This is a genomic window from Pseudomonas fluorescens, assembly GCF_900215245.1.
Lineage (GTDB): Bacteria > Pseudomonadota > Gammaproteobacteria > Pseudomonadales > Pseudomonadaceae > Aquipseudomonas > Aquipseudomonas fluorescens.
Genome location: NZ_LT907842.1, coordinates 4,846,988 through 4,869,210, shown reverse-complemented (window position 1 = coordinate 4,869,210; position 22,223 = coordinate 4,846,988). Strand labels below are relative to the sequence as shown.

General features: G+C 60.5%; 14 protein-coding genes. 10 read left to right on the top strand and 4 right to left on the bottom strand.

Annotated elements, in window-relative coordinates; translation table 11 throughout:
* The first annotated feature begins 3 nt into the window (after positions 1-3).
* From CPH89_RS22800 to cobM, 3 genes are all read left to right on the top strand, one after another.
* A complete protein-coding gene (locus tag CPH89_RS22800; RefSeq protein WP_053256495.1) occupies positions 4-705 on the top strand; it encodes a CbtA family protein in 702 nt (233 codons plus the stop codon).
* Positions 702-1,094, top strand: coding sequence for a cobalamin biosynthesis protein (locus CPH89_RS22795; RefSeq protein WP_053256496.1), 393 nt, complete (start codon positions 702-704; stop codon positions 1,092-1,094). Before CPH89_RS22800 ends, CPH89_RS22795 begins: the two co-directional genes overlap by 4 nt.
* Positions 1,095-1,164: 70 nt before the next feature.
* Complete coding sequence (gene cobM / locus CPH89_RS22790; protein ID WP_053256497.1) at positions 1,165-1,911, top strand: precorrin-4 C(11)-methyltransferase; 747 nt, start codon at positions 1,165-1,167, stop codon at positions 1,909-1,911.
* Positions 1,912-2,082: 171 nt separating this feature from the next.
* Here cobM and nfuA read toward each other — a convergent pair whose 3' ends face one another.
* Positions 2,083-2,667 carry a Fe-S biogenesis protein NfuA gene (gene nfuA, locus CPH89_RS22785; RefSeq protein ID WP_027606479.1) on the bottom strand — a complete coding sequence of 195 codons (585 nt, stop codon included), beginning with the start codon at positions 2,665-2,667 and terminating at the stop codon, positions 2,083-2,085.
* Between the two features lie 900 nt (positions 2,668-3,567).
* Positions 3,568-5,862: a fatty acid cis/trans isomerase gene (locus CPH89_RS22775; RefSeq protein ID WP_053255717.1), complete on the bottom strand. Its 2,295-nt coding sequence runs from the start codon at positions 5,860-5,862 to the stop codon at positions 3,568-3,570.
* Positions 5,863-6,025: 163 nt separating this feature from the next.
* On the opposite strand from CPH89_RS22775, the gene metH reads away from it, so the two are divergent.
* From metH to CPH89_RS22760, 3 genes are all read left to right on the top strand, one after another.
* Entirely contained in the window at positions 6,026-9,736 is a 3,711-nt protein-coding gene (gene metH, locus CPH89_RS22770; protein WP_053255716.1) for a methionine synthase, read from the top strand.
* Positions 9,737-9,926: 190 nt separating this feature from the next.
* A complete protein-coding gene (locus CPH89_RS22765) occupies positions 9,927-14,774 on the top strand; it encodes a hypothetical protein (protein WP_053255715.1) in 4,848 nt (1,615 codons plus the stop codon).
* A 53-nt stretch (positions 14,775-14,827) separates the two neighbouring features.
* Positions 14,828-15,046: a DUF2970 domain-containing protein gene (locus tag CPH89_RS22760; RefSeq protein WP_053255714.1), complete on the top strand. Its 219-nt coding sequence runs from the start codon at positions 14,828-14,830 to the stop codon at positions 15,044-15,046.
* Here CPH89_RS22760 and CPH89_RS22755 read toward each other — a convergent pair.
* Positions 15,043-16,110: an ABC transporter substrate-binding protein gene (locus CPH89_RS22755; RefSeq protein ID WP_053255713.1), complete on the bottom strand. Its 1,068-nt coding sequence runs from the start codon at positions 16,108-16,110 to the stop codon at positions 15,043-15,045. The genes CPH89_RS22760 and CPH89_RS22755 overlap by 4 nt on opposite strands.
* 423 nt (positions 16,111-16,533) lie before the next feature.
* On the opposite strand from CPH89_RS22755, the gene CPH89_RS22750 reads away from it, so the two are divergent.
* Together CPH89_RS22750 and CPH89_RS22745 are read left to right on the top strand one after the other, a co-directional pair.
* Positions 16,534-18,192, top strand: a complete 1,659-nt coding sequence (locus CPH89_RS22750; protein ID WP_053255712.1) for a nitrite/sulfite reductase — start codon at positions 16,534-16,536, stop codon at positions 18,190-18,192.
* The gene (locus CPH89_RS22745; RefSeq protein ID WP_053255711.1) at positions 18,176-18,670 is read left to right on the top strand and encodes a DUF934 domain-containing protein; all 495 of its coding nucleotides are present in this window, start codon (positions 18,176-18,178) and stop codon (positions 18,668-18,670) included. Before CPH89_RS22750 ends, CPH89_RS22745 begins: the two co-directional genes overlap by 17 nt.
* A gap of 41 nt (positions 18,671-18,711) precedes the next feature.
* Here the strand turns inward: CPH89_RS22745 and CPH89_RS22740 are convergent, their stop codons facing one another.
* On the bottom strand, positions 18,712-19,116 hold the full coding sequence (locus CPH89_RS22740) for a MerR family transcriptional regulator (RefSeq protein ID WP_053255710.1): 405 nt from the start codon (positions 19,114-19,116) through the stop codon (positions 18,712-18,714).
* A gap of 72 nt (positions 19,117-19,188) precedes the next feature.
* On the opposite strand from CPH89_RS22740, the gene CPH89_RS22735 reads away from it, so the two are divergent.
* A complete protein-coding gene (locus CPH89_RS22735) occupies positions 19,189-20,421 on the top strand; it encodes an NADH:flavin oxidoreductase/NADH oxidase family protein (protein ID WP_053255709.1) in 1,233 nt (410 codons plus the stop codon).
* Between the two features lie 77 nt (positions 20,422-20,498).
* The gene (gene poxB, locus CPH89_RS22730) at positions 20,499-22,223 is read left to right on the top strand and encodes a ubiquinone-dependent pyruvate dehydrogenase (protein WP_053255708.1); all 1,725 of its coding nucleotides are present in this window, start codon (positions 20,499-20,501) and stop codon (positions 22,221-22,223) included.

Here is a 22,223-nt window from a genome sequence, read left to right as displayed (position 1 = left end):
GACATGATCAAGCGTATTGCCCAAACCGCAGGTTTCACCGGCCTGCTGGCCGCCCTGTTGCTGACCTTGCTGCAAAGTTTTTGGGTCGCCCCGCTGATTCTGCAGGCGGAAACCTTTGAAAATGCCCCGGTCGCCGAAGTGGCTCACGCACACGCCGCTGGCGCCGCAGCCCACACCCACGACGCCGAAGCCTGGGAGCCGGAAAATGGCTGGCAGCGTGTGCTGTCGACCACCGGCGGCAACCTGGTGGTAGCGGTCGGTTTCGCGCTGATGCTGGCCGGTCTCTACACCTTGCGCGCGCCGACCCGCACGGCCCAAGGGTTGTTGTGGGGCTTGGCCGGTTACGCAACCTTTGTACTGGCCCCCACCCTGGGCCTGCCGCCGGAATTGCCGGGCACTGCTGCCGCCGACCTGGCGCAACGGCAGATCTGGTGGATCGGTACAGCGGCCTCTACCGCTGCGGGGATCGCGCTGCTGGTGTTTGGCCGCAACGGGCTGCTAAAAATACTGGGCGTGGCGATTCTGGCCGTGCCACATATCATCGGCGCGCCGCAGCCTGAAGTGCATTCGATGCTGGCACCCGAAGCCCTGGAAGCGCAGTTCAAGATCGCCTCGCAACTGACCAACGTCGCCTTCTGGCTGGCCTTGGGCTTGATCAGCGCGTGGCTGTTCCGCCGCAACCGCGACGGTCAATACGCGGCATGACACTGGTGGTCGGCCTGGGTTGCCAACGGGGCTGTGATGTTCACAGCCTGCTCAGCCTGTTTGACACCGCCCTCGCCGACGCCGGCATTGCGCGCCATCGCATCACGGCGTTGGCAAGCATTGATCGCAAACAGGCTGAACCGGGCTTGCTGGCCCTGGCCCGACTGCTGGAACTGCCCTTGCAGTGTTTTGGCGCAGAACACTTAACCGGTTATGAAGACCGCTTGAGCCACAAGTCAGCCGTCGCCTTTGCGCATACTGGTTGCTATGGCATCGCCGAAAGCGCCGCCCTGGCCCTGGTTGAACAGCTCTCCCAGCGCCCTGCCCGCCTGTTGATCACGCGCAAAAAATCCGCCCAGGCCACCTTTGCATTGGCATGCGCCGACTAAAATCCCGATAATTGCCCTCCTCGATCATGAGCAATCTTCATGCTCGCCCGTTTTTCAACAGGAATTCCCCATGACCGTCTACTTTATCGGCGCCGGCCCCGGCGACCCGGAATTGATCACCGTCAAAGGCCAGCGGCTGATCCGCAGTTGCCCGGTGATCATTTACGCCGGCTCGCTGGTGCCCGCCGCCGTATTGGAGGGCCATCAGGCGGAACAGGTGGTCAATAGCGCCGAATTGCACCTGGAACAAATCATCGAGTTGATCCAGGCGGCCCATGCAAAGGGCCAGGACGTGGCGCGCGTGCACTCCGGCGACCCGAGCCTGTATGGGGCGATTGGCGAACAAATCCGCCATTTGCGCGAGCGGGGCATTCCCTTCCAGATTATTCCCGGGGTCACCGCAGTGGCGGCCTGCGCGGCATTGCTGGAGGCGGAACTGACCCTGCCGGACATCGCCCAAAGCGTGATCCTGACCCGTTACGCCGACAAAACCAGCATGCCCGCCGGTGAGGCGTTCGACAGCCTGGCGCGTCATGGCACGACGATGGCGATTCACCTGGGGGTCAGCCACCTGGACAAAATCGTCGCCGAACTGCTGCCGCACTACGGCGCGGACTGCCCGATTGCCGTGGTGCACCGCGCGACGTGGCCGGATCAGGATTGGGTTGTCGGCACACTGAGTGATATTGCCGAGCAGGTCGCCGCCAAGGGTTTCCGGCGTACGGCACTGATCGTGGTCGGACGGGTGCTGGCAAGCGACCGCTTCAGCGAGTCCTCACTGTACCGGGCGAGCCACGCGCACCTTTATCGCCCCTGAAGAATGCGGGGGTCAGCCCCTGCACCTCTAACTGAACGACCGCGTTCGCGAGCAAGCCTGCTCACACAGTTGATCTTATTTGTTAGAAAGACCGCGCAAGACACTGAATTTAAAGCATAAAAAAACGGCGCTCACGGGGCGCCGTTTTTTTGTTCGCAGTGAACGCCTTACTCAGTAGTAGGCGTTTTCTTTCTGCGTGTGGTCAGTCACATCGCGTACGCCCTTGAGCTCTGGAATGCGCTCGAGCAGCGTGCGCTCGATGCCTTCACGCAGGGTCACGTCGGCCTGGCCACAGCCTTGGCAGCCGCCGCCGAATTTCAACACGGCGATGCCATCGTCCACCACGTCGATCAAGCTGACCTGCCCGCCGTGGCTTGCGAGCCCCGGGTTGATCTCGGTTTGCAGGTAGTAGTTGATGCGTTCGTTGACCGGGCTGTCGGCGTTGACATTCGGCACCTTGGCGTTGGGCGCCTTGATGGTCAACTGGCCGCCCATGCGGTCGGTGGCGTAGTCGACCACCGCGTCGTCGAGGAAGGCTTCACTGAAGTTATCGATATACGCGGTGAAGCTTTTGAGCCCCAGGGCGGTGTCTTCAGGTTTCTCTTCCCCAGGCTTGCAGTAGGCGATGCAAGTCTCGGCGTATTGAGTGCCGGGCTGGGTGATAAAGACGCGGATGCCGATGCCTGGGGTGTTCTGCTTGGACAGCAGATCAGCCAGGTAATCGTGCGCGGCGTCGGTAATGGTTATGGCAGTCATGGAAACTCCTCACAGGCTTGCCGCCAGTTTACGCCAAATTATTACCGAGGTACAAAGTCCTAGTGTTTTTGTCGGGATAGTTTTTTATGTGGGCGCCTCGGGAGGTGTACCTAGCCGTTGCTGCGGTCACGGCCGCTTAGGGCTCCGCCCTTACGGCCGGTCACTTGTGAAAAGAGCCCAACTGCACCCAAAAGGCACTTGCCCCACCACTCGGCACCGCGCCCAGGCTCGGTGTGCCAGAACAAAGGCTTTGGACCCTGAGCCCTCGCCATCGGGCGCCTGAGATCAAAATCAACAGCACAGCACGGCGGCCTGGCAGCCAACCTCAAGGGTTAGATCAAAAGCAAAGCTGGGGCAGCCTTACAGCCGAGCTGATAACGGAAGACAAAACTCGGTCAAATTGTGAAAACGCGCTTGCTCGCGAAGGCAGCGCATCAGTGACAGATGAGCTGACTGAACCAACGCATTCGCGAGCAAGCCCGCTCCCACATTTGGAACTCATTTCATCCGGTAAAAGTGCTGTTGCTATGCTGTTGCTTCAACCACTCAGGCCGGCTGTCAGGCCGCCGTGCTCTGCTTTTGATCTGCTGTTGATCTTGATCTGACAGGCCCCGTTAACCACGCTGGCCGAACGCAGGCTTGAATCCGTGGGTAACCCGGCAGGACGCCGGGTTAGCCGCACTGGGCCAGGGATGGCCCATTGCGGCGGCCCACGGATTCAAGCCGGAGTGCGGGCATACCGAGCCTGGGCGAGGTACCGAGTGGTGGGGCAAAGCGTTTTTTGGTTACTTTTTTAGGCGTTTGTAAAAAAGTGACCCGCTGTAAGAGCGGAACCCATAGCCGCCGTGACCGCAGCAACGGATATGTACCCCACCCAAATCACAAATCAAAAATCAAAAATCACAAATTCTCATACCGATTCATATCCAACACCCCATCCTCAACCGGCGTAGTCTCAAAAACATACCGCGACAAATCATGAAAATACTGCCAAAACAGCGGATGACTACGCCTCACCCCCCACCGATCAACAATCCTCTCAAACCGCTGGGCATCCTTGGCATCCTCCATCGCCGAAACAAACTCCGGCACCTCCCCCGCCGGAATGTTGAACATAAAGTTCGGATAACTGCTCAGCACCCCCGGATAGATGGTCACCGTATCCAGCCCCAGCTGATAGCGATAAGCCTCACCCAGCAAAAACGCCACATTACTGTGCGCACGATTACGCAACATGCTGTAAACCACCCGCTTGCCGCTGGCGGTTTCGACCCGCAGCATCGTGGCCTCAGGCAATTGCTCAATCACCTTGAGCCCCGCCGCCGGCCTCGACGTGAGGCGACTGAGCGCCTGCTCCGCATCCTGCAACGCCGGATCAATCCCATCACGCGAGCAATAGGCACCGGTACACCGGTTGATCGGGTCCGGACTGGCATTCAGGTCACCGTAGCGAGTCAGCAACTGATGGGCAAAATCGCGCTTCGGGTCCTTCTCATCCAGATGCAGCCCACTCGGCGTGTCATCATCAATCGCCTCGTAGTCCAGCCAGAGCTTGAGTTTGCCGCTGTTCTGGTACCAATCGTCCATAAAGTCGTCGCGGCTATCGGCGGGCATCAGGCGCAGGAAGTTCTGCTCGGCGCCATTGCGGATCAGGTCGAAGTACAGCCGGGTCTGGGCCTGGTGCGAGACATTACCGAACACGTCAAAGTTGACCACCAGTTGGTAGTAGGTGCGCTCCAGCAACGGGTAATCGAACAACCACATCGTCTGCGGGACTTCACCGATCAGGCCTTTATTGACCGAGGCACTGTCAAAGTGGCGGAAGATGCTCAACAGCGCATTGTCATTGCCGGCCCACAGGGTTGACCAGCTTGGCGCCGGCAGGTCGGCGTAACTGTCCCGGCGCAGGGCTTCGTACTGGTTGCGCTTGTCGCGGTACTTGAGCCACAGGCTGAGCACGCTGCCCACGTCATCGTTCTGGCCGGGCATCGCCAGCAACGGCGTGGCCTGGCCACGGTAGCGGGCATCGGTGATGTACAGGTCGTGATCGGGTGCCTGGAACAGCGCCCAGAAGTTGTCGCGGATCACGTCCGTGGCAATCTGCCCGCGGCACACCGGGCCACGGATAAACGTGCGTACAAAGTACTCGGCGTTGTCCAGCATGAACTGGTAACGCGCCTGCGCCGGGATCGCTTCGAAGGTCTCGAACGGGTTGGCACGCCGCCCGGGGCCGTAGCCCGGCGACGCGGTCACCTGCCAGTCGCCGCTGTAGAACAAGGATTTGACCCGTGCCAATTTCTGCGCACTGAGCGGATAAGTGATGTGGGTTTTATGCACAATCACCCCTTGTACCGGCCACAGGCGGTAATACACCCGAGTGCCGGGGTCGTCATTCGGGCGACGGGTGTTGATCAGGTCAATCGGCTGCCCGCTGGGGGTGCGTGAGCGTACCCACTGGAAGAAATGCCCGGGTTCGCCGCCTTCAAAATACAGATGCGCAATAAACAGGTGCTCAAACAGCCAGCGCGCCACCAGGCTTTGCCGGGCGCCGGGGGCGTTGAGCAGGTTTTCCCATTGCAGCACCTGGGCCGCTTCCTGGGCACTCGGCGCCACGCCTTGTTGATCAATCGGCGCACCGGAGGCCAGCCAGCGTTGCAGGGTCTGGTATTGCTGGTCGCTCAAGCCGGTGACGGCCAACGGCATGCCTTCATTGGGGTGCGCGCCGGCGTAGGCGTCGAATTCGCCTGGCGACGGGCACACGTTTTCGCGGTTCAGGCCCAGCACGATGTCATCGGGCAGTTTGCCGTTGGGCTGCAAGGGCGCACGGCGGTGGCCCAGCTCCAACATGCGCGCCATCAGCGCGGCCTGGCTGCCCTGGGCATCAAGTACCGAGCTGAAGCCTTCGCGCTGCCAGGCGGCTTTACCGAACGCGTCATAAAACAGCCGGGTCGGCTTGGTGGCCTGGCTGCGCTCACCGTCATAGACCGGCACTTTGGTCGCGCCGCGTGCCGCGCCTTCGCCGCTGCCCAGGTTCAACTGGCAGGCCGAGTCATAGCAGGCATGGCAGGCCACGCACTTCTCAGTAAAAATCGGTTGAATGTCACGGGTATAGGAAATCGCCGGGGCGGGATCTTGGGCCTGTGTGGTAGTGCCAATCAGCAAAAGTGCAAGGCTGATAATGATGCGATACGGCATGAGCCTGGTCCCAAAATGAAGCCAAAATAAAAAACCCGCGAATTCTACCGGCCTGGAACCCACAGCAACATGAACGATATTCATGCAAAACCTTGGCATGCTCCAAATAGGCACAGGTTTGCTATGATTCGCCCCCTCCGAAATGCCTGACCAGAGTAGTCCCATGTCCGATCGTAGCGCTCGTCTGCACGCCCTTCATCAAGCCCTCAAGGAACGTATCCTGATCCTCGATGGCGGTATGGGCACGATGATCCAGAGCTACAAGCTTGAGGAGCAGGATTATCGTGGCAAGCGCTTCGCCGACTGGCCGAGCGACGTCAAGGGCAACAACGACCTGCTGGTCATCACCCGTCCGGACGTGATCGGCGGCATCGAAAAAGCCTACCTGGATGCCGGCGCCGACATCCTGGAAACCAACACCTTCAACGCCACGCGCATTTCCATGGCCGATTACGGCATGGAAGCCCTGGCCTACGAATTAAACGTAGAGGGCGCGCGCCTGGCACGCAAGATCGCCGACGCCAAGACCCTGGAGAACCCGGCCAAGCCGCGTTTCGTCGCGGGCGTGCTCGGCCCTACCAGCCGTACCTGCTCGCTGTCGCCTGACGTGAACAACCCCGGCTACCGCAACGTGACCTTTGATGAGCTGGTGGAAAACTACACCGAGGCGACCAAAGGTCTGATTGAGGGCGGCGCCGATCTGATCCTGATCGAAACCATTTTCGACACACTCAACGCCAAAGCGGCAATCTTCGCTGTGCAAGGGGTGTTCGAAGCGCTGGGCATCGAGTTGCCGATCATGATTTCCGGCACCATCACCGACGCGTCCGGCCGTACCCTGTCGGGCCAGACCACCGAAGCGTTCTGGAACTCCGTCAGCCACGCCAAGCCGATTTCCGTAGGCCTGAACTGCGCCCTTGGGGCAAGTGAACTGCGCCCGTACCTGGAAGAGCTGTCGAACAAGGCCAACACCCATGTGTCGGCGCACCCGAACGCCGGCCTGCCCAACGAATTCGGCGAATACGATGAACTGCCGTCGCAAACCGCCAAGGTCATCGAAGAATTCGCCCAGAGCGGCTTCCTCAACATCGTCGGCGGCTGCTGCGGCACCACGCCCGGCCACATCGAAGCCATCGCCAAGGCCGTGGCCGGCTATGCGCCACGCGCGATTCCGGATATTCCCAAGGCTTGCCGACTGTCGGGCCTGGAGCCGTTCACCATTGACCGCAGCTCGTTGTTCGTCAACGTCGGCGAGCGCACCAACATTACCGGTTCCGCACGCTTTGCCCGTTTGATCCGTGAAGACAACTACACCGAAGCCCTGGAAGTCGCCCTGCAGCAGGTGGAAGCCGGCGCCCAGGTGATCGACATCAACATGGACGAAGGGATGCTCGATTCGAAGAAGGCCATGGTCACCTTCCTCAATCTGATTGCCGGCGAGCCGGACATCTCCCGCGTGCCGATCATGATCGACTCCTCCAAGTGGGAAGTGATCGAAGCCGGCCTCAAGTGCATCCAGGGCAAGGGCATCGTCAACTCCATCAGCATGAAGGAAGGCGTCGAGCAGTTCATTCACCACGCCAAGCTGTGCAAGCGCTACGGCGCCGCCGTGGTGGTGATGGCCTTCGATGAAGCCGGCCAGGCCGACACCGAAGCGCGCAAGAAAGAAATCTGCAAACGCTCCTACGACATCCTGGTCAATGAAGTCGGCTTCCCGCCGGAAGACATCATCTTTGACCCGAACATCTTCGCGGTCGCCACCGGTATCGAAGAGCACAACAACTACGCCGTCGACTTTATCAACGCCTGCGCCTATATCCGTGACGAGCTGCCGTACGCGCTGACCTCGGGCGGCGTCTCCAACGTGTCGTTCTCGTTCCGCGGCAACAACCCGGTGCGTGAGGCGATCCACTCGGTGTTCCTGCTGTATGCGATCCGCAACGGCCTGAGCATGGGTATCGTCAACGCCGGCCAACTGGAGATCTACGACCAGATCCCGGCCGAGCTGCGCGATGCCGTGGAAGATGTAGTGCTCAACCGCACCCCGGAAGGCACCGACGCCCTCCTCGCCATCGCCGACAAGTACAAGGGCGACGGCAGCGTCAAGGAAGCCGAGACCGAGGAATGGCGTGGCTGGCCGGTGAACAAGCGCCTGGAACACGCGCTGGTCAAGGGTATCACCACCCACATCGTCGAAGACACCGAGGAATCCCGGCAGTCGTTTGCGCGCCCGATCGAAGTGATTGAAGGCCCGCTGATGTCCGGCATGAACATCGTCGGCGACCTGTTTGGCGCCGGCAAAATGTTCCTGCCCCAGGTGGTTAAATCCGCCCGGGTAATGAAGCAGGCCGTGGCCCACTTGATCCCGTTCATCGAGCTGGAAAAAGGCGACAAGCCGGAAGCCAAGGGCAAGATCCTCATGGCCACCGTAAAAGGTGACGTGCATGACATCGGCAAGAACATTGTCGGCGTGGTACTGGGTTGCAACGGCTACGACATTGTCGACCTGGGCGTGATGGTCCCGGCCGAGAAGATCCTGCAAGTGGCCAAGGAACAGAAGTGCGACATTATTGGCCTGTCCGGCTTGATCACGCCGTCCCTGGACGAGATGGTGCACGTGGCCCGCGAGATGCAACGCCAAGACTTCCATCTGCCGCTGATGATCGGTGGCGCCACCACCTCCAAGGCGCACACGGCGGTGAAGATCGAGCCCAAGTACAGCAATGATGCGGTGATCTATGTGACCGACGCCTCCCGTGCGGTGGGCGTGGCCACGCAGTTGCTGTCCAAGGAATTGAAACCGGCCTTTGTCGAGAAAACCCGCCTGGAATACATCGACGTGCGTGAACGCACCTCGAACCGCAGCGCACGTACCGAGCGCCTGAGTTACCCGGCGGCGATCGCCAAGAAGCCACAGTTCGACTGGAGCACCTATACCCCGGTGAAACCGAGCTTTACCGGTGCCAGGGTGCTGGACAACATCGACCTCAAGGTCCTGGCCGCGTACATCGACTGGACGCCGTTCTTTATCTCCTGGGACCTGGCCGGCAAGTTCCCGCGCATCCTCGAAGACGAAGTGGTGGGTGAAGCGGCGACCGCGCTCTACGCCGATGCCCAGGAAATGCTGAACAAGCTGATCGACGAAAAACTCATCAGCGCCCGCGCAGTGTTCGGTTTCTGGCCGACCAACCAGGTGCAGGACGATGACCTGGAAGTCTACGGTGACGACGGCCAGCCGATTGCCAAACTGCATCACCTGCGCCAACAGATCATCAAGACCGACGGCAAGCCGAACTTCTCCCTGGCCGACTTCGTTGCGCCCAAAGACAGCGGCGTGACCGACTACATCGGTGGCTTCATCACCACCGCCGGTATCGGCGCCGAAGAAGTGGCCAAGGCCTATCAGGACGCGGGCGACGACTACAACTCGATCATGGTCAAGGCCCTGGCCGACCGTCTGGCCGAGGCCTGCGCCGAGTGGCTGCACCAGCAGGTGCGTAAAGAACACTGGGGTTATGCCAAGGACGAACAGCTGGATAACGAGGCGTTGATCAAAGAGCAATACAGCGGCATCCGCCCTGCCCCGGGCTACCCGGCGTGCCCGGACCACACCGAGAAAGCTCAGCTGTTCCAACTGCTGGACCCCGAGGCCCACGAAATGCACGCCGGCCGCAGCGGTGTGTTCCTCACCGAACACTACGCGATGTTCCCGGCAGCGGCAGTCAGCGGCTGGTACTTCGCCCACCCGCAGGCGCAGTACTTTGCCGTGGGCAAAGTCGACAAGGACCAAGTGCACAGCTACACCGCGCGTAAGCACCAGGACTTGAGCGTCACCGAACGCTGGCTGGCTCCCAACCTGGGTTACGACAACTAAGAAGCGCGGTATTCACCTGCCCGGACCGCTTGCAGCATCGACCGCTGCAGGCGTTCGAAGCAGGCGGGTACCGGGCCTTGACGCGTGCAAGCTCGGTGTTGAAAGCGGTATCCGGATACCTCACCTGACATGAGCAAAATCGATTTCCTGTGCGTACCGATCATTGGATCACACCGCAAAGGATTTCATCATGCCCACCCCGCACACCCCTGCCCCCCTGAGCCAACTGCCAGCATCGGCGGTGCATCAACGTTTCTCGACACGCCCGGCGTTGTATTCGGTGGTATTCAATGCACTGCGCAGTCGGATACTGGCGTGTTACCCATCGCTGCCCCTGGATCTGCCGACGCTCAAGCTCGCCATCCCGCAGCCAGAGAGTCACTACATCTACCGGTCGCTGATGGAAGTCGCTCTGGCGCACGTACTCGACCCGCAGTTGCTGGACCTGCACACACGCCGCGAGCTGCCGTATTACCTCACGCAACAAATCCCTACGGTGTTGAAACCCACACCGCCTGCGCTGATCGATATGCAGGTGATCGCGCACATCATCGACCAATTGCGCGTGTCGCTACCGCTGCATTTCCAGCAGGAACTGGCGGACTACTGGAGCGCAAGCGATAGCCACGGCCGCAGTCGCTGGCAATGGCTGAGTGAGTTTCTCAATGGCCAGATGACGGCCGCAGCGGCAGGTCAGTCAAGCCTGACCGACAACCAACGGGCCATGCTGACAGCCGTCGCCGCATGGCCGGGGCGGCTTGACCGGCTCTCCCACGCCTCGCCCACCACCTATGCCTATTTCATTGAAAGCACACTCGTTAAAGGCGTAGAAGAAACACGCCTGCTGAGCCCGGACCTGCTGCTGGTACGCGATCAACAGGTGCTGCTTTACAGCATCGCAGGAAGGGTTGAGGCGTTTACCTCCATCGATGATTTCAGTCACGCCTGGGGCGCCAGGATGCAGCGTCAGTTCGAGTTCGACAGCCTCACCTGGAGGCGTAACGAACCCGACGGCAACGTGTTCGAACAACAAGCCGGCCTGCTCCTCGACCAGGCGTTGGAAGACCTCGCGGCGTTGACCTTTGAGGGCCAGGACGAAACCACGCTGCAGCGGCGCCTGGACACGCTCACCGACCCGGCGGTTTTCTTTACCCAGGTTGCGACGCCTGCCGCACCGCACCTGCAGACGATCCGCGACCAGTTGCCCGAGTGGCTCACGCAAGCCAGCGCCGATGACCGCTTTGCGTTGCACCGCCACCAGCAGGAGATGGCGCAAGTATTGCGACGCAACCAGGGTCAATCGTTCAACGACGGCATTGAGAATATCCATGACTTCAGCCGCGCGGCATTACGCAAGCAGATGCGAGCCGATCATGGTGACTACGACCCCGACGAGGTCCTGCTGGACTTTACCGTGGCCGCCGGCTACCCGGGTGGCGCAGGTATCGTCGAACACGTGCGCCTGTCATTGACGGAGCTGGCAGTGAAGAACCTGGCCGGCAAGCCTTCAGGACGGCTGACGCTTTCAGCCAAGGGAGGCCTGGCACTGCCAGGCTGGCTGGACGAAGACTACCTGATGGGCAGCAGCGGTTTAATTCAGCGCGTCGACATAGGCAGCACGTACCCGCAAAGAATCAGGGATGTGCTGTTATCCGACACCCGTGACGCACGGCGCCGGGAACAGCTGTTTACCCGCGAACTCAAGGTCAAGCTGCCGATGCAGGCGTTGGAATACAAGATTCGCCAACAGCACGGCCTGACCGTCATGGGTTATCGCTATGTGAAGGCGCTGATGGGCTCGATGCCTTCGGACCGATACGTCGACGGCGAGGAGATCCTCCTGCGCCCATTGGCGTTCTGCCGCAAAACCGGCGCCCAGCCCGATGAGGTCAGCAACGCGTTCATTATTGAACCCAGGGATGTGCGTGTCGGCCCACACCTGCTGTATCAACCACTGTATGCCGACTGCCTGCATGAATACCCGACACGCCAGGCACTGCTCGACGCACTGGCCAAACCCGGCGAACTGCAAAACACGGTGCTGACCTGGCTGACCGACCAGGCACGCCCTATCTACGCCAACGGCGGCATCAAAGAACCTCACATCATCCGCTTCCTGGCGGGGGATGAATTCAGCCCTCCCCAACACCCCGCTCCCGCGACCCTGGCGGTCGATGAAGGTGCCGGCGAGTGGCTGCAATCCCAAGTCAACGGCCAACTGCTCAACCATCTATACGGCAGCACTGCGCGGGCACTGGTCGACCTGGCAGATCGCGAGTCGGTGTCCAACAGCGAAAGCCGCTGGGCCGTTGTGATGGAAGGTGCGTGGCTGCTCTTCAATACCTTACTGTTGCCACTGGTACAGGGGCCAGCCATGTTGGCGGGTTGGTTCATGGTACTGGTCGCCAGCCTGGAGCAGGACCTGGCCGGGCTGGACAGCAGCGACCCGACTGCCCGTGAGCTGGCGTTGATTGACCTGTTGCTTAACACCGCGATGGTGCTGCTGCACGCTGCCACACCGGCCAACCGGCCTCGCCAGCCGCTGCTGGAGCCCAGCGCAGAAGACCCGGCACTGCGCCTTGCTCGCTGGCGCCGCCCTGCGGGCCTGCCCCATGCGCCCAGTGCCGCAGTGGTCCATCAGGGCGCTGTGGCGCTGCCAGGCGAACCTCCGGCGACCGGCCACACCGCATTGGACTTCACCCGTTCACTGGCCAGCCCTTGGGCAAGTGCAAGGCTGATGCAGGCGTTGCTTGACCTGCATGTGCCGTGGCCTGCGTCCCTGCCGCCGGCGCAGGCAAGCGGCCCTCTCAAAGGCTTGTACCGGATTGACGGCGCCTGGCACGCCAGCGTCGGCGCGCTGCTGTTCCAGGTCAACGTGGTCCAGGGTTTCAACGAGGTTTACCTGGTTCATCCGCAGCATCCGCAACGTCCCGGTTTCAAACTGACCAGTGACCAACAGGGGCGCTGGGGGCTGGACCGACGAGCCAGGCTGGAGGGCGGCATGCCCAGAGAAAGACTCGCGGGGTTGGCGGAGCGTAATAAACAGCGATTGCAGGCGCTAAACCCAGCGTTGGAAAACCTCACTCGGGAAGCGCAGCAACTGGCAAGCCAGGCCCAGCAATTCAACAGCGCCGTCATCACCGCCCGGGTTCGACTGACCGAGCAACAACGCGCACTGAAAGAGGATTGGGAACGGCTCAACAACCCCCAATTGCTGCCCGCCTTGCGCTCCAGAATCGTCGAGCGCCATGAGCAACGGCAACGCTCGACGTTACGCGCCCTGCATGACTGGAACATCGCGGTGGAGAACTACCGGGAAAACACCCGCACGTTTGTCGATGTGCTGCAACAGAGCGAAGCCACGGCTCGCCAATTGATGGAATTGGACAGGACCGAGGTGAAATACAAAGATGCGCGCGATAACGCCACAACCAACCTGTTCCAACACTCGCTGGTGTCCTATGCGAACCTGCATCAGAAAATCTCACACACGCTGCAAACCCGACGCGGCGAAGACCTGGCTGAACTGCTAAGACGCGTCGACAGAGAACTGCCCGATAACATCACAGATGCCTATGAAGTGTTCATCAGCGGCGCGATGCAACGACTGGAAACGCTCAAAGAGATACTCGAACTCACAGAGAACATCGAAGCCACTCTGCAGCAGGCAACCTCAGCGCTGCGCGCGAACCTGCTGGCAGAACTTCCACCTGACCGCATCATCTCCTCGGCCATTATCAAACATCACCTGCTGCTGGCCCTGTTTGAGCTGTTACCGGATCGCACGCCGGGCCCAAGAAAACCGGAGGAAAGCCCTTTCCTCGCTATTCTCATCGACCGTCAAGCCACTGTCGGCATATTTGCACACACGGAAATGCGCACGACCACCGGTTACTCACCCGCCGAACAAATGGCCGTACTCAAAGATTCCCTCAAGCGTTATGAGCAACTGGAAAACGCCGTCATCTCGCTCTCCGAGATGCATTCGAGCCTGTTACGAGACGAATACCGAGGCCCGTTCCTGGAGCAGCTGGGCGAAGCCCGCGCAAGCCTTGAAGCACAACTGGCGAGCTTAATCCTGGTTGAAGAAAAAATTACCCCGCGCCCCGCGCCCGACAGGGCCAAACGCCCCAAAAAACCCACTCGCCGAGTGATCAAAACCGTCGACAAGACCAGCCTGATCGGCGATTTGCGGCCAAGCAGCGCTGATGCATCGGGCAATTTCGTCGATATCAACGACACCTTCACAGGCACCCTCCTCGCCACGTATCACGAGCACCCCGATGAAGGGGTGTGGAAAGTGGTTGAACCCGCAGACACCACCACACAACTGCCCCCACGGGCCATTCGGCCGCTGAAGACGCTAAGAACGCTGGCGCAAACCCTGACAGCCGATCGCGCGGGTATCGACGCAAGCATTCGTTTTCAACAGCGAAAACTTCAAGAGCCCGGCCGTGTAGAGGCAGTCGACCCTTATGAATGGGAGGTGATGCTGACCCAGCACGCGGCGAAATTTGAAGCGCTTGCGGCAGAAATAGACCGCGACCACGCCACTGATAGCAGCGCCACCGCCTTGAGGAATCACGTCCTTGAAGAAGCCGCATCCGCCACGCAGAAGGCCCGCGAGGTGTGCAGTGAAGGCTACAAACTGCAACGCCCGAAAGCCGCCAACATTGCCTATTTATGGAAATACGGCTTCGTTGATATCAATCTGGTGCGCAGTCGCATCAAATTGAAGGCCGGCGATTACCTTACCGAATATGCAATACGCGACAAAAGCCTGATCAAAGCCGGCAAAAAGGCTGACGAGACTGTCTTGTGGTATGCCCACTTCCATTATCCCTCTGAGCATGCGCCCGCATCCCAACCCGCCTTCGGCCATTTGAAAACCCGGGCTGAGCGTCTGTTCACCCGCCGAGAGCTGATCGAACAATCGCGCGCTAACAACCGTGCGGTGGTCAATCTGGACAAAGCCGAGATCAAGCCACCACTGGATCAGACGCTGTTTCTTGGGCTGGAGGTGTTAAAACCTGAGTGACGTTTCCATTCGCTTGTCTATGCTTTGCATAACGTCCGGCCGAAGAGGGATATATGGAAGACCCAAGCGATAACAAACCGCCGACCTTCTGGCAGATGCTGCACAGCGTGTTGGCGGCAGCGTTCGGTGTGCAAAGCGGCAAAAACCGCGCTCGCGACTTTACTCACGGCAAGCCCAGCCACTTTGTGGTCCTGGGCATCCTGTTCACAGCGGTGTTTGCGCTGACCTTGTTCGGCATTGTCAAACTGGTGCTGCACCTGGCGGGCGTTTAACGCAACAGCAGTTGCAGGCTGAACGGGTAACGGTAGGACGGTGGCTTGCCCACCGCTGACAGTGCGCGAAAATCCACTGGCGGCATTGGCCCCAATAAGCGTTGTGCCTGCCTGGCGTCGATCAGCTGGAACAACGCTTGCTGGCGGTCACGCCCGCCGTAGGCGGCGATATCGACGCCCTTGGCGTCATCATTGATCAACACCATGGCCCAGCCACCCAACGTGAAGTGCCCGGCGACGAGGGTTGTGAGCCGGCCGTCGAGGCGTGCCTGCAAGATGCCCGGCGAGCTGTTGACTGCACTGAACAGCGCGTCCTTGCCCGGCACGCGCCCGCTGTCTTGCAGGGCCTGCATGGCGCCGAGCGCCATCTCATCGTTGGCAGACCATACCAACGCCGTCTGGGGATAGCGCTTGAACAACTGCGTGGCTTGCTCGAATGCGCGCTGGCGGCTCCATTCGCCATACACCAACTGGCGCAGACGCACTTGCGGGTGCTCGGCCAGGGCGCGGCGCAAGCCCTGCTCACGTCGCTGTGCGGCCGGCGTATTTTTAACCCCAGAAAACGCCAGCAGGTCCAGAGACTCACCGGGTGCAACCGGGCCATGGCTGCGCAGCAGGTCGGTGAGCATCAGGTAACCGGCCTGCTCGTCATCGGCCACCAGGCTGCCGATCCACTGCGCGTCTTTGTGCATGTCGAGCATTTGCAGTTGAGCGGCCGTCAACGCATTGTTCACGATCAACAGCTTGACCCCGCAGCCCAAGGCCATGCGCAAGATCTGCGGAGCAATGTATTGTTCGTTGACGAACACCAGGTAGTCCGGGCGGTTTTCCCCTTGCAGGGCTTCGCGCGCATGGGCGACGGTTGTGTCCGGGTTGCGCTCGGAATAACGCACACGCAAATCCAGGCCGAGGTCCTTGGCGGCGGCCTGCATGAATTGCGCGTAGGTGACCCAGAAAGTTTCGGTCGACGTGCCCGGGTTAAGAAACACCACTGACGTCGCATGGGCCATCGCCCCGTACGCCGAACCCAATAACCACACGCACGCAATCAGAACCTTCAACATGGTCGTTTGAGCCTTGGATGTTGACCGCCATGATAATGGCAAATTGGCAGTCAATCGAGGCTCAATCCTGCTTCATTTACTGGTGGCCAACCCAGAAAACGGCTGTTCCGACCACCAGAATGATCAGAAACAGAATGGCCCAGGCATCAACGGTACTGTCAGGTTTACGGGCTTTAGTCGAATTGCTCATCGCATCGCCTCTTGTCGGTTTTATAGGTGATTGCATTAAGACTCGACGACAGTAAAGTTCATGATTGCCCGCATGACAAATGTGGGTATCGCGATAACCGTTCTCATTAGTCAATTTGGTTATTTACATATACTCAAACATCACTTTTGCGCATAAACGCAAACTGGTATCGTGCGCCGGCTCCGTTGGGAGTGCGCGGCCGTGCGCGCAGATTTGCCGAGAACAGGACCTATATGTACGTATACGACGAATACGATCAGCGCATCATCGAGGACCGCGTCAAGCAGTTCCGTGATCAGACCCGACGCTATCTGGCAGGTGAACTGAGCGAAGAAGAGTTCCGCCCTCTGCGCCTGCAAAATGGCCTTTATGTTCAGCGCTTTGCGCCGATGCTGCGGGTGGCCGTGCCCTATGGCCAACTGACCTCGCGCCAGACGCGGATGATGGCCAAGATTGCCCGCGACTTCGACAAAGGCTACGCCCACATCAGTACCCGCCAGAACGTGCAGTTCAACTGGCCGGCGCTGGAGGACGTGCCGGACATCCTGGCTGAACTGGGGACCGTGCAGATGCACGCCATTCAGACCAGCGGTAACTGCCTGCGCAACGTGACCACCGACCAGTTTGCCGGCGTAGCCGCCGACGAGCTGATCGACCCGCGCCCCTGGTGTGAAATCGTCCGTCAGTGGACCACCTTTCACCCGGAATTCGCCTACCTGCCGCGCAAGTTCAAGATCGCCATCAATGGCTCGACCTCGGACCGCGCCGCCATCGAAGTGCATGACATTGGCCTTGAGCCGGTGCACAACGCCGCTGGCGAGCTGGGTTTCCGTGTGCTGGTCGGTGGCGGCCTCGGTCGTACACCGGTGGTCGGTGCGTTCATCAATGAGTTTCTGCCATGGCAGGACCTGTTGAGCTACCTCGATGCCATTTTGCGGGTCTACAACCGCTACGGCCGTCGTGACAACAAGTACAAGGCCCGGATCAAGATCCTGGTCAAAGCGCTGACCCCTGAGGTGTTTGCGCAGAAGGTCGACGCTGAGATGGAACACCTGCGCGGCGGCCAGACCACCCTGACCGAAGCCGAAGTACACCGTGTGGCCAAGCACTTCGTCGACCCTGAGTACAAGGCCCTGAGCAATCAGGACGCCGAACTGGCCGCCCTTGACCAGCAGCACCCAGGTTTCGCCCGCTGGCGTACCCGCAATACCCTGGCGCACAAAAAACCGGGCTATGTAGCGGTGACCCTGTCGCTGAAACCTACCGGCGTTGCGCCAGGTGACATCACCGACAAACAGCTGGACGCCGTCGCCGATCTGGCCGAGCGCTACAGTTTCGGCCAACTGCGCACCTCCCACGAGCAGAACATCATTCTCGCCGACGTTGAGCAAAGCCAACTGTTCACGCTGTGGGGCGAACTGCGCGAAGGCGGTTTCGCCACGCCGAACATCGGCTTGCTGACCGACATCATCTGCTGCCCGGGCGGCGACTTCTGCTCCCTGGCCAACGCCAAATCGATCCCGATCGCCGAATCGATCCAGCGCCGTTTCGACGACCTGGACTACCTGTTCGACATCGGCGAGCTGGACCTGAACATCTCCGGTTGCATGAACGCCTGTGGTCACCACCATGTCGGCCACATCGGCATCCTGGGCGTGGACAAGAAAGGCGAAGAATTCTACCAAGTGTCCCTGGGTGGCAGCGCCAGCCGCGATGCGAGCCTGGGCAAGATCCTCGGCCCGTCCTTCGCCCAGGAAGCCATGCCCGAGGTGATCGGCAAGCTGATCGACGTGTACATCGAACAGCGCACCGAAGATGAGCGTTTCATCGACACCTACCAGCGCATCGGCATCGACTTGTTCAAGGAGCGCGTCTATGCAGCGAATCATTAAGAACAACGAAGTCCTCGACGAAACCTGGCACCTGCTGCCCAAGGACGCGAGCTTCGACGGTATTTCCAACTGCGACGACCTGATCGTACCGTTGGCCTTGTGGCGCGAACACGCCCATGCGCTCAAGGCCCGCGATGGCGGCCTGGGTGTGTGGCTGGACGCCGATGAAGAGGCCGAAGAAATCGGCGACGACGTGGAGCACTTCCAGGTTATCGCCCTGAACTTCCCGGCCTTCACCGACGGGCGCAACTACTCCAACGCCCGCCTGCTGCGTGACCGCTACGGTTTCAAAGGCGAGTTGCGCGCGATTGGTGATGTGCTGCGCGATCAGCTGTTTTATCTGCACCGCTGCGGGTTCGATGCCTTCGCCTTGCGCGCCGACAAAGACCCGTACGAAGCGCTGGAAAGCCTCAAGGATTTCTCGGTGACCTATCAAGCCGCAACGGATGAACCGCTGCCCTTGTTCCGTCGTCGCTAAGCGTTAGCACCTGAAAAAGCCCTGGCATGCCAGGGCTTTTTTTATGGCGTGAGGTTGATCGACGCCAGCACTTGCTTTTGACCCATCGAACACGGCACATCTGCCGGGTGCGCCCGCACCGCCTCGATCACGCCCAGCAACTGCGCTTTGCTGTGGGCCAACTGCGCCTGCATCCCTTCGATCTGCTGCACCTTGCGCTCCAGCGCCTCAATCAGCTCGTCGCGCTTGTGTTCGCCTGGAGCCGGCATCAATGCCTTGAGCTCCTGCAAGGTAAACCCGGCCTGCTGCGCGCTCTGAATCAGTTGCAGGGTTTGCAACGCTTGCGCTGAATAGCGTCGATAGCCATTGGCCTGGCGCCCCACCTGGCTGATCAGCCCTTCGGCCTCATAAAAGCGGATACGCGACGCCGCCAGCCCGCTCTGTTTTGCCAGTTCACCAATATTCATTGCCACGCCCTGCTTGACATTAAAGTTAACTTTAAGCTTAGCCTGGGGCCTCCCCCGCTCAGGAGTCAATCCATGTCGCCCTTTGAAGCTTTGCAACTGCCCAACGGCCAAATCCTCACCAACCGCATCGCCAAGGCAGCGATGGAGGAAAACATGGCCGACGCCCACCAAGCGCCGTCGCGCGAATTGAAACAGCTGTACAAAGCCTGGGCGGACGGTGAGCCCGGTCTGTTACTGACCGGCAACGTGATGATCGACCGCCACGCCATGACCGGGCCCGGCGGCGTGGCCCTGGAAGACGAACAGCACCTGCACAGTTTTCGTGAGTGGGCCGATGTTGCCCGCGCCAAGGGCGTGCACTTTTGGGTGCAGCTCAGCCATCCGGGTCGCCAGACCATGGCCAATCTGGGCCAGCAAGCCTTGGCACCCTCTGCCGTTGCGCTCGATCTGGGCGGTTTTTCGAAGATGTTTGCCAAGCCCAAGGCCATGACCGAACACGACATTCAAGACGTAATCAACCGCTTCGCCACCAGCGCGCGCCTGGCCGAACAAGCCGGGTTTACCGGGGTGCAGATCCACGCAGCACATGGCTATTTGCTCAGCCAGTTTCTCTCGCCCCTGAGCAATCTGCGCACCGATCGCTGGGGCGGCTCGCTGGAAAACCGTGCGCGCCTGCTGCTGGAGGTGATCAACGCAGTGCGCGCCAACGTCAGCCCATCCTTTTGCGTGGCAGTAAAGCTCAACTCGGCGGACTTCCAGCGCGGCGGCTTCGAAGAGGCCGATGCCCGCGCCGTGGTCGAGATGCTCAACCCGCTGCCGATTGACCTGCTCGAATTATCCGGCGGCAGTTATGAGGCCCCGGCGATGCAAGGGGACGCACGGGACGGCCGCACCCTGGCGCGTGAAGCGTACTTCCTGGAATTTGCCAAGGAACTTGCAACCATCGCCACCATGCCGCTGATGGTCACCGGTGGTATTCGTCGCCTGCCGATCGTGCAGCAGGTGCTCGACAGTGGCATTGCCATGGCCGGCATCGCCACCGCCCTGACGCTGGAACCGCAGTTGATCAAGCATTGGCGCGCAGGGCGCGACCTGAACCCGCAACTCAAACCGATTAACTGGCAGCGCAAGCCGCTGGCCGCCCTCGCCACCCTGGCAGTGGTGCGTTACCAGATGCGCCGCCTGAGCCGCGGCCATCAGCCCAAGCCCAAGGTTGCCCCGTGCATGGCGCTGGTCCGTGACCAGTGGTTTATCGCCCGCCGCACCCGCCAATACCGCGCCGCCATGACGCAATCTTCACATTAAGCGCGGAGCATTCGCCGTGATCGAACTGTCCCCTATTGATCAGCAATTTTTTACCTCACTGACGATTGGAGTTCTTCATGGCGAAAATCAACCTGGCCCAGCAATTGGCGACCACCCTTGAACAGGCGGGCATCAAACGCATCTGGGGCCTGACCGGCGACAGCCTCAACGGCCTGACCGACGCCCTGCGCACCATGGACAGCATCGAGTGGATGCACGTGCGCCACGAAGAAGTCGCCGCGTTCGCCGCCGGTGCCGAAGCCGCCGCCACCGGCGAACTGACGGTGTGCGCCGGCAGTTGCGGGCCGGGCAACCTGCATTTGATCAATGGCCTGTTCGACTGCCACCGCAACCATGTCCCGGTGCTGGCCATTGCCGCACAAATCCCGTCTTCGGAAATCGGCCTGAACTACTTTCAGGAAACCCACCCCCAGGAACTGTTCAAAGAGTGCAGCCACTTTATCGAGTTGGTGAGCAACCCCGCGCAAATGCCCCACGTACTGCATCGCGCCATGCGCTCGGCGATCCTCAATCGCGGTGTAGCAGTGGTCGTGATTCCTGGCGATGTGTCACTGCTCGAGGTGGAAGACTCGCTCAAGCCGTGGCCAGCCCTGCACGCACCGCGCACCTTGCCGGCGGAACAGGACCTGCAACGCCTCACCGAGATCCTGCAGAGCAGCCAGAAAGTCACCCTGCTGTGCGGCAGCGGCTGTGCCGGCGCGCACGACCAGGTGGTGGCCCTGGCCGACGCCTTGGGCGCGCCGGTGGTGCATGCCTTGCGCGGCAAAGAGCATGTGGAGTGGGACAACCCATTTGATGTGGGCATGACCGGCCTGATCGGTTTCAGCTCCGGCTATCACGCCATGCTCGACTGCGACACGCTGATCATGCTCGGCACCGACTTCCCGTACCGTCAGTTCTACCCTACCGACGCGAAGATCATCCAGGTCGACCGCAACCCTCAGGCCCTCGGGCGTCGGGCCACGTTGGACCTGGGTATCGCTGCTGACGTCAGCGAGACCATCGACGCGCTGTTGCCGCGCCTGAGCCGCAAGACCGATCGCAGCTTCCTCGATACTTCACTCAAGCATTACCAGAAAGCCCGCCAGGGCCTGGACGACCTGGCGCAGCCATCGAAGGCTGGCCGACCGATCCACCCGCAATATGTCGCGCGTATGCTCAGCGAGCTGGCGGACGATGATGCAATTTTCACCGCTGATGTGGGCTCGCCCACCGTGTGGGCGGCGCGTTACCTGAAGATGAACGGTAAACGCCGCCTGATCGGTTCGTTCAACCACGGTTCGATGGCCAATGCCATGCCCCAGGCCATCGGTGCCCAAGCAGCGTTCCCCGGGCGCCAGGTCATTTCGATGTCCGGCGACGGTGGGTTTGCCATGTTGATGGGCGATTTCATCTCGTTGGCGCAGTTGAATTTGCCGGTCAAAGTCATCGTGTTCGATAACTCGTCACTCGGGTTCGTCGCCATGGAAATGAAAGCCGCCGGCTACCTCGACACCGGCACCGAATTGAAAAACCCGGATTTCGCGGCCATGTCCAATGCCATGGGCATTCTGGGCATCCGCGTGGAACACTCCGAAGACCTCGAACCGGCCTTGCGCCGGGCCCTGGCACATGACGGCCCGGTGCTGGTGGATGTCGTCACCGCCACCCAAGAACTGGTGATGCCGCCCAGCATCAAGTTGGAACAGGCCAAAGGTTTCAGCCTGTATATGCTCAAGGCGGTGATGAGCGGGCGCGGCGATGAAGTCATCGAACTGGCGCGCACCAACTGGTTGCGCTGA

Excerpts from the sequence above, each read along its gene's own strand:
- CPH89_RS22800 (WP_053256495.1), top strand. The coding sequence starts at position 4 with ATGATCAAGCGTATTGCCCAAACCGCAGGTTTCACCGGCCTGCTGGCC.
- CPH89_RS22795 (WP_053256496.1), top strand. The coding sequence starts at position 702 with ATGACACTGGTGGTCGGCCTGGGTTGCCAACGGGGCTGTGATGTTCAC.
- cobM (WP_053256497.1), top strand. The coding sequence starts at position 1,165 with ATGACCGTCTACTTTATCGGCGCCGGCCCCGGCGACCCGGAATTGATC.
- nfuA (WP_027606479.1), bottom strand. The coding sequence starts at position 2,667 with ATGACTGCCATAACCATTACCGACGCCGCGCACGATTACCTGGCTGAT.
- CPH89_RS22775 (WP_053255717.1), bottom strand. The coding sequence starts at position 5,862 with ATGCCGTATCGCATCATTATCAGCCTTGCACTTTTGCTGATTGGCACT.
- metH (WP_053255716.1), top strand. The coding sequence starts at position 6,026 with ATGTCCGATCGTAGCGCTCGTCTGCACGCCCTTCATCAAGCCCTCAAG.
- CPH89_RS22765 (WP_053255715.1), top strand. The coding sequence starts at position 9,927 with ATGCCCACCCCGCACACCCCTGCCCCCCTGAGCCAACTGCCAGCATCG.
- CPH89_RS22760 (WP_053255714.1), top strand. The coding sequence starts at position 14,828 with ATGGAAGACCCAAGCGATAACAAACCGCCGACCTTCTGGCAGATGCTG.
- CPH89_RS22755 (WP_053255713.1), bottom strand. The coding sequence starts at position 16,110 with ATGTTGAAGGTTCTGATTGCGTGCGTGTGGTTATTGGGTTCGGCGTAC.
- CPH89_RS22750 (WP_053255712.1), top strand. The coding sequence starts at position 16,534 with ATGTACGTATACGACGAATACGATCAGCGCATCATCGAGGACCGCGTC.
- CPH89_RS22745 (WP_053255711.1), top strand. The coding sequence starts at position 18,176 with ATGCAGCGAATCATTAAGAACAACGAAGTCCTCGACGAAACCTGGCAC.
- CPH89_RS22740 (WP_053255710.1), bottom strand. The coding sequence starts at position 19,116 with ATGAATATTGGTGAACTGGCAAAACAGAGCGGGCTGGCGGCGTCGCGT.
- CPH89_RS22735 (WP_053255709.1), top strand. The coding sequence starts at position 19,189 with ATGTCGCCCTTTGAAGCTTTGCAACTGCCCAACGGCCAAATCCTCACC.
- poxB (WP_053255708.1), top strand. The coding sequence starts at position 20,499 with ATGGCGAAAATCAACCTGGCCCAGCAATTGGCGACCACCCTTGAACAG.